General features: G+C 47.1%; 12 protein-coding genes. 11 read left to right on the plus strand and 1 reads right to left on the minus strand.

The annotated features are described in order from the left end of the window. Positions 1-82 precede the first annotated feature (82 nt). The 11 genes from A7975_RS17235 to A7975_RS17285 all read left to right on the plus strand — a co-directional run bounded on the left by A7975_RS17235 (position 83) and on the right by A7975_RS17285 (position 12955). The gene (locus tag A7975_RS17235) at positions 83-976 is read left to right on the plus strand and encodes a carbohydrate ABC transporter permease (RefSeq protein WP_053374503.1); all 894 of its coding nucleotides are present in this window, start codon (positions 83-85) and stop codon (positions 974-976) included. A gap of 40 nt (positions 977-1016) precedes the next feature. Beyond that, entirely contained in the window at positions 1017-1853 is an 837-nt protein-coding gene (locus A7975_RS17240) for a carbohydrate ABC transporter permease (protein ID WP_053374504.1), read from the plus strand. Between the two features lie 40 nt (positions 1854-1893). After that, a complete protein-coding gene (locus A7975_RS17245; protein ID WP_176707754.1) occupies positions 1894-4314 on the plus strand; it encodes a family 43 glycosylhydrolase in 2421 nt (806 codons plus the stop codon). 35 nt (positions 4315-4349) lie between these two features. Beyond that, on the plus strand, positions 4350-6116 hold the full coding sequence (locus tag A7975_RS17250; protein ID WP_065385943.1) for a glycoside hydrolase family 2 protein: 1767 nt from the start codon (positions 4350-4352) through the stop codon (positions 6114-6116). A 206-nt stretch (positions 6117-6322) separates the two neighbouring features. Continuing rightward, positions 6323-6808 carry a DinB family protein gene (locus tag A7975_RS17255; protein WP_065385944.1) on the plus strand — a complete coding sequence of 162 codons (486 nt, stop codon included), beginning with the start codon at positions 6323-6325 and terminating at the stop codon, positions 6806-6808. Positions 6809-6839: 31 nt separating this feature from the next. Beyond that, entirely contained in the window at positions 6840-7958 is a 1119-nt protein-coding gene (locus tag A7975_RS17260; RefSeq protein ID WP_065385945.1) for a nucleotidyltransferase domain-containing protein, read from the plus strand. 73 nt (positions 7959-8031) lie between these two features. Next, a complete protein-coding gene (locus A7975_RS17265) occupies positions 8032-8679 on the plus strand; it encodes a response regulator transcription factor (protein ID WP_053374509.1) in 648 nt (215 codons plus the stop codon). Beyond that, on the plus strand, positions 8672-10057 hold the full coding sequence (locus tag A7975_RS17270; RefSeq protein WP_065385946.1) for a sensor histidine kinase: 1386 nt from the start codon (positions 8672-8674) through the stop codon (positions 10055-10057). Before A7975_RS17265 ends, A7975_RS17270 begins: the two co-directional genes overlap by 8 nt. 263 nt (positions 10058-10320) lie before the next feature. Next, complete coding sequence (locus A7975_RS17275; protein WP_065386382.1) at positions 10321-11472, plus strand: glycoside hydrolase family 5 protein; 1152 nt, start codon at positions 10321-10323, stop codon at positions 11470-11472. Then, positions 11469-12323, plus strand: coding sequence for a metallophosphoesterase (locus A7975_RS17280; RefSeq protein ID WP_065385947.1), 855 nt, complete (start codon positions 11469-11471; stop codon positions 12321-12323). The genes A7975_RS17275 and A7975_RS17280 overlap by 4 nt, the downstream gene beginning before the upstream one ends. Before the next feature lie 65 nt (positions 12324-12388). After that, positions 12389-12955, plus strand: a complete 567-nt coding sequence (locus tag A7975_RS17285) for a GNAT family N-acetyltransferase (RefSeq protein WP_231637404.1) — start codon at positions 12389-12391, stop codon at positions 12953-12955. Positions 12956-13021: 66 nt separating this feature from the next. Here the strand turns inward: A7975_RS17285 and A7975_RS17290 are convergent, their stop codons facing one another. Continuing rightward, a complete protein-coding gene (locus tag A7975_RS17290; protein ID WP_065385948.1) occupies positions 13022-14017 on the minus strand; it encodes an HD domain-containing phosphohydrolase in 996 nt (331 codons plus the stop codon). Positions 14018-14026 lie beyond the last annotated feature (9 nt).

Here is a 14026-nt window from a genome sequence, read left to right on the forward strand (position 1 = left end):
GCTTTATGACAAAGGCAATAAGTAAACCAACGATTTCATAGTGAACTTAAATAACGAATAGCTAGTGCGAGGATGTGTACGCATGAAAAAAAGTAAACCTAGTTATATCCGCAAAGAATACGCATGGGCCTACTTGTTTGTAGCGCCCCCTGCGCTTGGCTTTCTCATTTTTGGAGTGGCACCGCTTCTCTACTCGGTTTGGCTTAGCTTCACGTCATGGGATTTGGTTACCCCGCCTAAATTTGTAGGCTTTGAAAACTATGTAGAGGTATTTCACGATGAGAAGGTATACAAATCTTTGTATAACACCGTATTTATGATGCTCGGGATCCCAATCGGGATGGTCGTGGCACTGCTGCTTGCGATTATGATGAACCGTCCGCTCAAAGGCATATCGTTCCTTCGGACGATTTATTACTTGCCCGTTATATCACCGATCATAGCGGTATCCTTGCTGTGGCAATGGATTTTGAACCAAGACTTTGGCCTTTTCAATCAAACGCTTTGGAGTTGGTTTGGCATTCAGGGGCCAAACTGGCTTGGCGACGCGAATTGGATTAAGCCTTCCATGATTTTGATGGGGGTATGGGGCGGCGTTGGCGGCACGATGGTTCTTTACTTAGCAGGGCTACAATCGATTTCGTCTACTTACTACGAAGCCGCGGAAGTAGATGGCGCGAACGCGTTTCAAAAGATGTGGCTGATTACGATTCCGCTGCTGACGAATATTCATTTTTTCGTTGTTGTTATGGGTGTTATCGGAGCGTTTCAGTCGTTTAGCCAAATTTACGTGCTGGCAGGCGATGGCGGCCCGGAATACAGTGCGGCTACCGTTGTGTTTTATATTTTTGAAAATGCGTTCAAGTATTTCAATATGGGTTATGCCAGCGCAATTGCATGGGTGCTTGGACTGATTATCTTCATCGTTACACTCATTCAATTTCGACTGTCAAAAAAATGGGTGTATAACGATTAATGCTTTACCGTCACAGTTTGCGAGGGGAGTTTGATTTCAAATGCAGCAGAAACGTTTAACAAACCTATGGGTGGCACTCATTCTTTGTATCGGCTCGATTGTTATGCTGGCGCCGTTCGTATGGACCATATCCACTTCCTTAAAAGATCAACGCAATGTGTTTGAAATTCCGCCAAAGTGGATTCCAGACCCGGCTACATTTAAAAACTATGCCACCGCTTGGAACGATTCGCCGCTGCTTAGCGGATTTATGAACAGCATGATTATTGTTGTATTCGTTCTTGTCATTGGTTTATTCGTTTCAACGATGGCTGCCTATGCTTTTGCAAAGATCGATTTCCCATTTAAGGATGCCATCTTTCTATCCTTGCTTGGCACGATGATGATTCCTTTTTCGGTTGTCATGATCCCACAGTTCATCGGGTTCTCGTCGATCAACTGGACCGATACGCTTCTGCCGTTAATTGTGCCTGGATTATTCGGGAATATCGTCGTTATTTTTTTCCTGCGGCAGTTTTTGGCGGGCGGCCTACCAAATGAACTCGTTGAAGCGGCCAAGCTTGACGGCAGCAGCTTCTTCCGAACCTTTTGGACTATTGCGCTGCCGGTTGCCAAACCAGCGATTGCTGCTCAGGCAGCGCTAAGCTTTATGGGCATATGGAATGATTTTATGGGACCGCTTATCTATTTGAGTTCCCCGCAGAAGCAAACGATTCAAGTGCTCATAGCATCTATGCAATCGCAATACATGGGCTCCTCTAATTATCCGGTTATTTTGGCGGCCTCAATGATATCCATGGTACCTGTCATACTCGTCTTTTTCTTCTGTCAACGCTATTTCATCGAGTCGATGGCGATTAGCGGGTTGAAAGGTTAATAGGATGAGGATGAGCAGATTAGAAAATAAGAGGATGATAATGATGGTCGTCCTCCTAGCTGTATCGCTAATGCTAAGCGGATGCCAGTCAGAACCGGAAGAGGCGGAGGTAATCTTGTTGAAGGAGGATGCGAAGATGTATACAAACTCGTTTAAACTCGATCAGGAATGGGAGGATTATGGTATTGGCGATCCTTTCATCATGCGGTACAATGGCAAGTTTTATTTATATTGCAGCACAAAGGATTGGCGTCCGGGGATTAAAGCATGGAGCTCTGAGAACTTGGTGGATTGGAATTATGAAGGCTTAGTTACGGAGGATGTTATAACGACAGGTGCATATGCTCCCGAGGTATTCTACTGGAACGGCAGCTTCTATTTATATACTTCTCCTGCTGGCCAAGGGCATTATGTGCTGCAGAGCGATAGCCCAACGGGTCCTTTCGTTGTCAAAACCGACAATTTAGGCAATACCATTGACGGCTCTGTCTTTATCGATGATGACGGCAAATGGTATTTCACGAATGCGGGAACACAGGGCATAGTTGCCCATGAAATGCCTGATCCGTTTACCATCGATGTTGGCATCACGACGAATGCCTTTCTTGGGCATTGGACGGAAGGCTCCATGATATGGAAGCGCAATGGCTTGTACTACATGACTTATACCGGCAATCATGTATTTAGCAACGGCTATCGAGTCAATTATGCCATTTCAAAGGATGGACCCTTCGGCGATTATACGGTTCCGTCTAACAATCCGATTGTCATTAACGTGAAGGATGAGTTTAAAGGGCTTGGTCATAGTGCGACAGTACTCGGTCCGGATATGGATTCCTATTATTTAACTTACCATAACTTAGTTGGGCGCTCCGCGGAGGGTCCGCCAGTTCGTGAACTGAACATTGATCGCCTTGCTTATAACGGCGACAAGCTGGTTGTAATGGGTCCGACGCATGACCATCAGCAGCCCGCGCCTGCGATGCCTGCATGGTATGGCTGGCTTTCAGAGGGAAGCTCGAACTTAACAGAGTCGCTAAAAGAAGGCACGGTACTCAGCACTGAATCGACAGATGAGACTTTTATCGCCGAATATAATTTCCGATTGAATAGTACTGTCGCATCAGTGGGCAATGGCAGCATTGCAACCGTTTTTTCATATTTGGATGAATCTAATTATGCAGCAGTCAAGCTGCTGCCTGCCAAACATGAGGTTCGATACGTCATCGTAAAAAATGGTGCGGAGGAGCAGATCGCTCATGCAGCGCTTCCAAACGAATTTGATTACACGAAGCTGCATACGATTCGTGTTGAGCGGCGTGAGGGCAGCGTTCTCGTTTTCTTCGATGGGATGAAGAAGATGGAGGAGGGTGCAGCTGAGTCAGCAGGTGGGAAAATGGGATACATTGCCGATCAAACGAAGCCAATCTATGAATATACCGCATTTACGAATGACGCTGACGGCAGCAGTGATTTTGAAGCATACAAGCCGGTGCCTGGAGCAATAGAGGCCGTTCATTATTTGAAGGACGCTGAGCGAGGTTTCCATACGGAGCAGAAGACAATAGAGGCGAGCGATTACCGGAGAGCTGATGGTGTGCCGATTCGCAAGCAGGAGAATGGCAGTTATTCGGTCAGTTTGCTGCAGAGCGGAGACTGGTTGAAATATAAGATCAATGCGAACGAAGCAGCAAATTACGGAGTCGGGCTCACGCTTCGGAAGCCGAAAAAGGATGTTGTGCTGGAATGGTCAATAGACGGTGGAGAAGCAGTGAAAACGACGATCAAAGCAGATCATCCTGCCTTTGCCGAGGATATAGCGAAGCTTCGAATTGGAACAATAGACATCTCGGCAGGTTTTCATGAGCTAAAAGTGAAGCTCAAATCCGGGCAGGCCGAGCTTCTAAACTTTGAATTCTTCGCTGCTGAGAAGCTAGAGACGCAGCAGCTGTTCGATCAATCGCTTAGTCAAACGGGCATGGGATTGTTTGGACCGATTGAAGGCGGCTATACAGGCAGCGGTACAGAGGATGACATGCTCTTTATAGGCAGCGATAACTGGGACGACTACGAATTGTCAGTTGACGTTCAGTTAAATGAAGCAGCAGATGCCGGCGGCGTATTCGTTCGCGAGACGAATGAATCCTACCATCCAAATCAAGTCAGGGATGCGGCGATGGGCTATTACATCGGCATTTCATCTTCGCAATTGACCTTGAATCGTTTGAATTATGACATGATGCTAATGACAAGTGAAACTGTAGAGCTAGAGATAGGACGGAGATATCCGCTAAAAATCGTCGTAAAAGGCGGCAGCATTCGAGTTTTCCTAGACGGTGAATCGAAGCCGTTAATTGACTACACGGATGCTAATCCATTTTTGCATGGCAAAGCAGGGATACGTTCCGAACGTTCTGCGATGGCTTTCTACAATATGATGGCGAAGCCGCTAGAGGATTAATATAAAAACATAAGCAATAGAACTGGAGTGGGAGCATGGCATATCCTTTACGCAATGAATATCCAAGACCGCAATTTGAGCGGGCATCCTGGTTAAATCTGAATGGGGAATGGGAATTTGCTTACGATGATGCAAATATAGGAAACGATAATAAATGGTATGAAGGGAAGCCGTTTGACCGTAAGATTCAAGTCCCTTTTTGTTACCAAAGCGAGCTGAGTGGAATTAATGAGCAAGCATTTCACGATATTGTATGGTATCGCAAAGAAGTCCAGCTTCCTAATGAGTTTGCAGGCAAACGAGTGATCCTGCATTTTGGCGCAGTCGATTATGAGGCAAAGGTGTGGGTGAACGGACATTTAGTAGCGAGCCATGAGGGCGGACATACGCCATTTCAAGCAGATATTACAGCCGTTTTGAATACGCTTAGCGTAAATACGATAGTCGTTCGTGCTCAAGATTATAGCAAGGACGTCACGCTGCCTAGAGGAAAGCAGTATTGGAAGGAAAAGTCGGAGCAGGTCTTCTATACGCGGACGACTGGAATTTGGCAAACCGTCTGGATCGAGGCGGTAAATGCCGCGCATGTGAGCAGCATCAGGCTGACACCGGATATTGATACGAATAGAATTCATATTCGCAGCTTTATAAAAGGAACGGAATTATATAATGGCTTGCGTCTCAGCATTAAAATATCTTTCCAAGGTGATTTGATTGCTGAGGATGTCATACGGGTTATGGCTCAGGAAGAGGAAGTATCGATAAGGCTGCATGACTTCAACGATCATGGACTCGGACGTTGGTGGTCGCCGGAGAAGCCAAACTTGTATGACGTGGAAATGATGCTGCTTGACGGCGAAAGAGCTCTCGATCAAGTGAAAAGTTATTTTGGAATGCGGAAAATTTCGATTGAGGATGGCGTTATTTGTTTAAATAATCGGCCTTATTACATGAAGCTGATTTTGGATCAAGGTTATTTTCCAGGCGGGGTCCTCACAGCTCCAAGCGATAAGATGCTGCGTTCAGACGTGGAGCTGACCAAGCAAATGGGCTTCAATGGGGCAAGGAAGCATCAAAAAGTCGAGGATCCGCGCTATCTATATTGGTGCGATAAGCTAGGCCTACTTGTCTGGGGGGAGATGGCAAATGCTTATCAATTCTCCGAGCAATACGTGTCCCGTATCATGAATGAATGGCAAGAGGCGGTCCATCGTGATTACAATCATCCATGTGTAGTCGTATGGGTTCCGATTAATGAAAGCTGGGGTACGCCCAATATCCTAATAGATAAAAGGCAGCAGCATCATGCTTCCTCGCTCTATTATTTGACCAAATCGCTTGACGATACGAGGCCGGTCATTTCAAATGACGGCTGGGAGCACGTGAAATCAGACATTTACACCATTCATGATTACGAGAGCAGGCAAGAGATATTGGAGAGCAGGTACTCGACCAAGGAGCTATCGGTCAAATGCGATCCGCAAGGGAGAAAAATTATTTTGCCTGGTTATTCGTATCAGGGCGAACCTGTTCAATTGTCGGAGTTCGGCGGCATTTCATACATGCAAGATAACGGCGACGGCTGGGGATACTCGGCTGCAAAAGACGATCAGGATTTCTTAAATCGTTTGATGGCCGTCATGAGTCCGATTATTGCAGCGGGTGGACTTCAGGGCTATTGCTATACGCAGCTGACCGATGTGGAGCAAGAGAAAAATGGGTTGCTCGATTTCAACCGCAGGCCTAAGCTTCCAATTGAGGTGTATCGGCAATTAAACGCAGGCGAGACACCTCGTCTATAAAATGTTCCCCTTGGAGCACGCAGTGAAAAAAGTTCATGTTAGACTGAACTTTGCACTGCCTGCCCCAAGGGGATTTTTATTAGGTGCATTTCCTTCGTATATAGATCGTCTAGTTTCTTATATCTGTTTTCTACATAGAACTAATCTCCCTCTTATAGTAAGCTATTATCGATTCTAGTCGACGATAGGAAAAGGAGGCTCTTCGATTGGATACGATGTTCCGTTACAATTGGCAGGTCAGGGAAGAGTGGTATCGGTGGTGTGAGGACGTGCCGGAGGAGGAGCTGCTTCGCAGTCGGACTGGCGGCGTTGGGGGCATTTTGCATACGCTATTTCACATTGTTGATGTGGAGTGGAGCTGGATTCGAGCCATTCAAGGGAAATCGGATTTCCAAGAAAGCTTTGAAGGCTACCGTACACTTAAGAAGGTTCGCCAGCTCGATGCTGAATTTCATGCAGAGGTTGAAGCGTTTGTGCGTTCTTGGGATGTGAGTATGGAGAATCGGCCTTTTTATGACGAGCGGCCGGACGGGAGCGTGGTGATCGATGCATGGGGGGAAATTATGCGCCATGTGATCGCCCACGAAATTCACCACGTCGGTCAATTGTCTGTCTGGGCGCGCGAGTTGGGCAAAAAGCCGGTTTCAGCTAACCTTATCGGCAAAGGGCTAATGAAAATATCCGAATGCTGAAGCAGCGGATGTCCAAACAAGGGGGATTTAAATGGACAATATATTCGATGTTGCTCATACGCTAGTTCAACATGTGAAGGCGAACTGCCCGGAAGACATTGCCTTAATCGCGTATTACGGCTCTTATGCGCAAGGGACTGCCACCAAACGGTCGGACTTGGATTTCTTTTTCATTCCAGCTGACGAGGGCGGTTACCGTGAAAGCATCCAGTTTGTGTTAAACGACACAAGCTTTGATTTCTGGCCCATCAGCTGGGAGCGGGCGGAGAGAATGGCGGCATTCGACCAGCCACTCACGACCATTATCGCAAACTGCGAGATCTTATACGTTCGTTCGGAAGAAGACCGAGCTCGTCTCTTAGCGCTGCGCGAGAAGATTATTCATACGTCTGAGCAAGGTTTGAAAATGACCGGGAAAGCGGAAGCGCAGCTGCGGGACGTTTATGTGCATTTGTATAAAATGAGCCAGCTTGTGGATTCCGGTGGCATCTCCCTGTTTAGAACGGAAGCATATGGAGCTTTAACGACGCTGCTCGAGAGCCTAGCGCTGTTGAATCGAACGTACTTTACGAGAGGGTGGGGCAAAAACAAGGAACAAATAATGCAGCTTCCTCTTAAACCCGATCGTCTCGAGCAGCTTATGCAGCAAATAATGATCTCCCAAATACCAGCCGAAATTCAAAAAGCTTGCGAGCAGCTAACGCAGGATATACTTGAATTGGTATTGAAGCAAAAAGAAACGTATTCCGAAGGTGAGTCCTATCCAACGAGAATGGCAGGCTTTTATGAGGAAATCAAAGGTGTGCTCGATAAAATCCGTACCGCTTGCGAAAACAAGGATTATGACGCTGCTTTTTTTGCTGCTGTCGGCGTGCAGGATGAAATTGCCCGTTTCCTTTATTATGCGGAGCATGGATATTGGCCGGACCTAAGCTTGAACTACCAAGCCCTTTATGGCCAATTAGGCTTTCCGGATATGGCTTCGCTGCTCGATCCCCATGAGTTCGCGCCATTAGAGGAAGCGGTGGAGCAGCTTGATCAGCTTTTGAAAAACCACCTGATAACAAAGAGCGTAGTCATTCGGAATTTTGAAAGCATAACTCAACTCGAGCAATTTTTGAGGAACAGGCATGTAGAACCGAGCGCATAGAATAGTGCAGAAATACAATAATAGATGGATGGCGAACGCCTTTACCATGGATTGCTAAGCTAAGGAGCGCAACATGAACATACTTATTGCCGATGATGATCCTGACATGCTCAAAATCGTGGGCGCTTATTTTAAAAAAGAAGGCTTTCAAATCTATTCCGCGCAAAATGGGCAGCAGGCTCTTGATATAAGCATCAATCACAAGATAGACTTAGCGATTCTCGATTGGATGATGCCTGAGCTAAGCGGGATCGAGGTATGCAAAATATTAAAAAAACAGCAATTCGCTAAAGTGCTCATACTAACCGCAAAAGGCGAGCAGGAAGATGAACTAAAGGCTTTGCAGACCGGTGCGGACGATTATGTGCGCAAGCCCTTTGAGCCACGTATTTTGATTTTGCGAGCGAAAAAGCTGCTGAATATGGAAGAGGATATTGTACTCGGTCGCTTAAGAGTGAATATGCGAGGCGGGAAAATTTATAAAGACGGCGTAGATTTAGAGGTTACCAATAAAGAGTTTCTGCTGATGAAATGCTTGATTGACCACAAAGGCCATATATTAAGCCGAAAAACGCTGCTCGACAAAGTATGGGGCTTCGATTATTTTGGCGAGGAAAGAACGGTAGACACCCATGTTCGGCGGCTTAGGGAAAAAGTGGGCGAGAAAGTAATCAAGACGCACCGGGGCAGCGGTTATAGCTTGGAACTGAACGATGAGTAAGCTAAGCCGGAAGCTGTTTTGGCGTATGGCTATCATGATATGCTCGGTATTCCTTGTTTCCTTTTTGGTGAACACGTACTTTTTGCCGAAATATATGCTGTACCAGAAAAAGGTGAATTTAGCCGAGCTGACGGCAACCGTTCAGCGTACAAGTACGGATGAGCTAGCCAAAGCGGAGGCCGAGCTGGAGCAGCAATACAACGTAACGATCGTAAGCTCGGAATTTGAAAGCAATCTGAATGATTTGAATGAAACGATACGAAGGAAGCTTTATGCCGAGGGCGTTTCGTTATCCAAGTTTTGGCTGTCCGAAGAGAGTATCAAGGAGCTAAAGCAAAATAAACCGGTCCATAAGCTGTACAACCAGACGAAGCTGAACACGAGCTTTCTTGTCACATTCCTCCGAGTGGATGATAAGCTCGTTCTCATAGGCACTTCTGTTGCCCATTCGGATCAATCGCTGCGTGCCGTCAATACGTTCAATCTATTTATCGCGGTAGGCGCACTGCTGTTTACGCTAGGATTAGCTTGGCTAATAGCAAGGCAGATCATTCGCCATTTGAAGGAATTGGCCAAAAACGCCGAGGATATCTCCAATCTTGATTTCCATAAAACCGAGTTAAAGACAGGGGATGAGATTGAGCTGCTGGCGGCAAGCATCAATCAAATGAGCGATAAGCTGAAGGATGCCCACCTTGCTCTGGAACAAAAAAACGATAATCTGCAAAGCTTCATTTCCGATATTTCGCATGAGTTTAAAACACCGATTGCGTTGATAAAAGCATATTCCTCCGGCATTCGGGATGGGCTTGACGACGGCACCTTTCTACATGTCATTGACAAAAAAACGGATGAAATGGCCCTTTTGGTAGACAAGCTGCTTCACTTAGCCAAGCTTCAAAACGAGCCTTATCAGATGGCGGATTTTAATCTCTTGACGCTGCTTGAGCATGCATTGGAAAACTACGAGGTTGCGATCCAACACGCGGGCAAAATGGTTGAGGTCGATGATCGTCGGCTGCATCAGCCTATCGTTCGAGCAGACCAGCAGAAAATCGGCATCGTATTGGACAATTTTATAAGCAACGCGCTTAAATATTCGAATGAGCCTAGGGTGCGCATTGAACTAGCGAATGAAGGGGAGCGGTTGTTGTTTACGATCCGCAACAGCATTCGTTCTTGGGATGAGAAGGATTTAAAACAAATCTGGCAGCCCTATTATGTGATGGAGAGCTCAAGAAATAAGCAGCTAAGCGGCTCAGGCCTAGGACTGTCCATCGTGCGAGCGATCTTAGAGAAGCATGAGGCGCCTTACGGTACTATAGCTGAGGCGGAAGAAATACAGTTTTATTTCTCCTTGCCTGTTCGCTCGGGTTAAGCAGAGACATAGCAGCGACCCGCGGCGATGTCTTTTTTATTTTGTCATATTGGCGTAACAATGAGGGGCTATGATCATCTTCGAGGTGATTCATAATGAATCAAGCATTGAAGAAAGGCGGATGGTCCATCGTAAGAAATAGTATGCTTACGTTGGCTATTCTAGCAGCAGCCGCCGGCTGCAGCACAGACTCGTCCAAGCCATTAGAAACTAGCGGGCCAATTACCAGCGAAGTGGACAAAATAAACCTTCCTTCGGAGAAGATGGGCTATTGGAATTTTCAGCGAAAAGGAACTAATTTTATGAACTCCGCTTCGCTTCCGGTCAATTATCAAGAAGCGAAGGAGCAAGGCATTGCATTCATTAGGCTCGCTCCCGACAAATGGGGCAAAGAACGAGATTACCTGTTTAACGATAAGCCGGATAACAAGCCGAAGGAAGATTTTCTAATAGGCAGCGCAGATCAATATGAGGGAATTGTGGAAGAGGATTTTGCAAGGCTGGAGGCGGATTTAGACGCGGCTGAAGCAAAAGGCGTAAAGGTCATATTGACGGTCCTTAGCCTGCCGGGAGATCGATGGAGACAGTTCAATGGCAATAAGAATGACGATCGGATTTGGGAGGACCGCGAATATCATAAGCAGTCTGCCCTCTTCTGGAAGGACCTTGCGTCAAGGCTAAAAGACCACCCTGCCATAGCCGGCTACAACCTGATCAATGAGCCGCATCCCGAAACCGCAGCCGGCTTCAACGACTTTTGGACTCAGAATTACACCGAGTGGTATGCCAAGGTAGAGAATACGGCAGCGGATTTGAACGTACTCTACGATGAGATTGTCAAAGCGGTTCGTACGGTTGACAAGGATACGCCAATTATCGTTGATTCTGGACTCTATGCGACGCCGTGGGCGTTTCAATATTTAAAGCCGATTGACGATCCTAACGTCCTGTACGCTTTCCATATGTATGAGCCTTACGAGATGACGAGCCAAAATAATAAAAAAGGGTTCAAGTATGCTTATCCGGGGGCAGTCAAGGTCGGAAATGAACAGAATGAAATCACGTTTAACCGCGATGCCCTTAAACAGTTTTTGGAGCCTGTGACGAAGTGGGCAACCGATCATAAAATCCCTGCAAACCGGATTATAGCGTCGGAATTCGGAATTAATCGTATGGTAAGCGGCGCGGATCAATATATGGCGGATCTCATTTCGATATTTAATGAACAGGGATGGCACTGGTCGTTCTACGCGTTTCGCGAGGATACGTGGGATGGCATGGATTATGAGATGGGCAGCAAAAAGCCGGATTGGAAATACTGGGATGCTAGAGACAAAGGGGAGCTGCCGGTTCGTAAACCGTCGGATTCCGATAATCCGATATGGAACGTGATTAAGAATGGCTTAACGAAGTGATTTTCAGAAAAATCGCTCTAGCCTTTTCTTCGATCCTGCTTTTCCTATGCGGAACGGGGTTCTACGCGATAGAGATTGAGCCTAACACCCTGTCAGTGACCCGGATCAATATCGTAAACAAACAAATAAAGCAGTCTTTTAATGGATTAAAAATCGTTCAGTTTTCGGATACGCACTTAGGCCCGGACTTTACGGTAGATCAGCTTCAAGCGCTTGTTGACCGCATCCAGCTGCTCCAGCCCGATATTGTCGCATTTACTGGTGATTTAATAGATCAATATAACGAGTACGGCTCGAAAAATAGAGAGAAGGCTCAGAAGGTGCTGGCAAGCATAGAGGCTCCCCTTGGCAAATATGCGGTGTACGGCAATCATGATCGAGGCGGGGGCGGCAACCGGGTGTACAAGCGATATATGGAGGAAGCGGGGTTCATTGTCCTTGTGAATGAGGTTCACACCCTTACATCCGCTGCCGGAGAAAAGCTGTCTCTGGCAGGGCTTGATGATTTTTTGCTCGGTAAGCCGCAGAGTAAGCGTACGCTCCAATCGCTTCGCGAGGAGGATTTTAATTTGCTGCTCGTTCATGAGCCGGATACCGCGGACCGATTCACGGATTATCCGGTAGATTTGCAGCTCTCGGGGCATAGCCACGGCGGGCAGTTCCGTATCCCTTTTCTAAAGCCGATGATTACAACCTCATTAGCCGATAAGTACATCGAAGGGCAGTACACGCTTCAAGGAAAAATAAGGCCGCTAACGCTGTATGTCAACCGAGGGATCGGAACGACAAGGCTGCCTCTGCGACTATTCGCCAAACCAGAGCTGACGGTTATTCATTTGTTTGCCAGCTGACAAGCGCAACCATGTATTCATATTAACGTTTAATGAAGATAGTAGTGACGATGGGGGGAATAGCCTTGAAGGAAGAACGGACAGTGCCTCAAATAAAGGGCAGCAACATTGATTTGCGGATGGCGCGGGAATCCGATTTGGAAGCTTATTATGCTTTTTTGCAAGATTCCGAGATGAATCTGCTGACAGGCTCGCAAACGGAGTTCACCCGTGAAACAATCGAAGCATGGATTCGAAAAATCAGCGTTGTGGATGAGGAGCGCGTTGATTTTATTATTATTTTGAAGGAAACGAATGAGCTGCTGGGCGAGGTTGTGTTGAATGAAATCGATACGACCAACCGGAGCGCGAATATACGGATCGGCATTCAAGGAGCGCAGCATCGCGGCAAAGGTTACGGTACGGAGGCGTTGGTCCATATGCTTCGGTACGGATTTGAGACGCTTAAGCTGCACCGGATTCACCTCGGCGTTTACGCTTTTAATCCCCGTGCTATCCATGTCTACGAGAAACTCGGCTTTCAGCGCGAAGGAGTAGAGCGGGACGCCCTTTATTTGGACGGGAAGTTTCATCATATGATTACGATGTCTATGCTGGAGGATGAGTTCCGCGCCTTATATGGAGCGGAGTAAATCGTATAAATAAAAGAGCAGCGGCAGTCTAAAGCATGAATTTCATGGTTTAGCTGCCGCTGCTTTTTATGGTTTTGAAGCGATAAGTGCGAGGAAGGAGTCGACGAGCTCGGGGTCAAAATGCTGCCCGCGCTGCCCGCTAATATACGCCAGCGCCCGCTGCTCAGACCATTTTTCTTTGTACGGGCGGATGCTCGTCAACGCATCGTATACATCGACGACGCTTACGATTCGCGCTTCAATCGGAATGTCCTCGCCCGCCAGCTGATGCGGGTAGCCGGTGCCGTCCCATTTTTCATGATGGTACAAAATAATGTTTTTGCCGAGCTCAAGCTCCTGGTTAAATAAATCATCATTCAGCTCAGCATAGATTTTATCGATGATATCAACGCCGATTTGCGTATGCATCTCGATGATTTGCCGCTCGTAGTAAGCGAGGGGGCCGGGCTTGTATAGAATGCCCTCCGGGATGCCGGATTTGCCGATATCATGCAAGATGCTGGAATGGGATATCCGGTTCACCAGCTCTTCCGACCACCCTAATTGCATCCGTTCGTTATGAAAATGCGTCAGCCTTTCGGTCAGCTCCCGAACGCGAACCAGATGCTGCTCGATGCCGGGGTCTCTTATCTCGCAAGAGATGGCGAGTACCTTCAGCATGGAGCTTTGAATGGAGCCGATCCGCTCCTCCGGCAAATAAAAGCCGCTTTTCAGCTTCTCAAGCTCACGGAAGATGCCGATATAATATAGCTCGTTCCCATCAAGCAGTGGCGTGATCGTAATGGATGAGTGCCAAATGCTGCTGTCTCTTCGCCGGTTCGTCAGTACGCCTGACCATGGCAAGCCTTGCTTAAGCGCGAGCTTCATTTGGTCATGCGTTTCCTTTGGCGTGTAGGATGTCCGCAATATGCTTGCTTTTTTTCCGGTAATTTCCTCCGAGGAGTAACCGGTAATTTTCTCATACGAGCGATTGACCGCCAAGATATGATGATCGATATCCGTTATAATAACGGCGTCCGCCAGCTTTAGATACGGGGCTAGCTGTTCACTAGTGCTGATCATGCTGCTTGT

This window comes from Bacillus sp. FJAT-26390, assembly GCF_001682865.1.
GTDB lineage: Bacteria > Bacillota > Bacilli > Paenibacillales > Paenibacillaceae > Pristimantibacillus.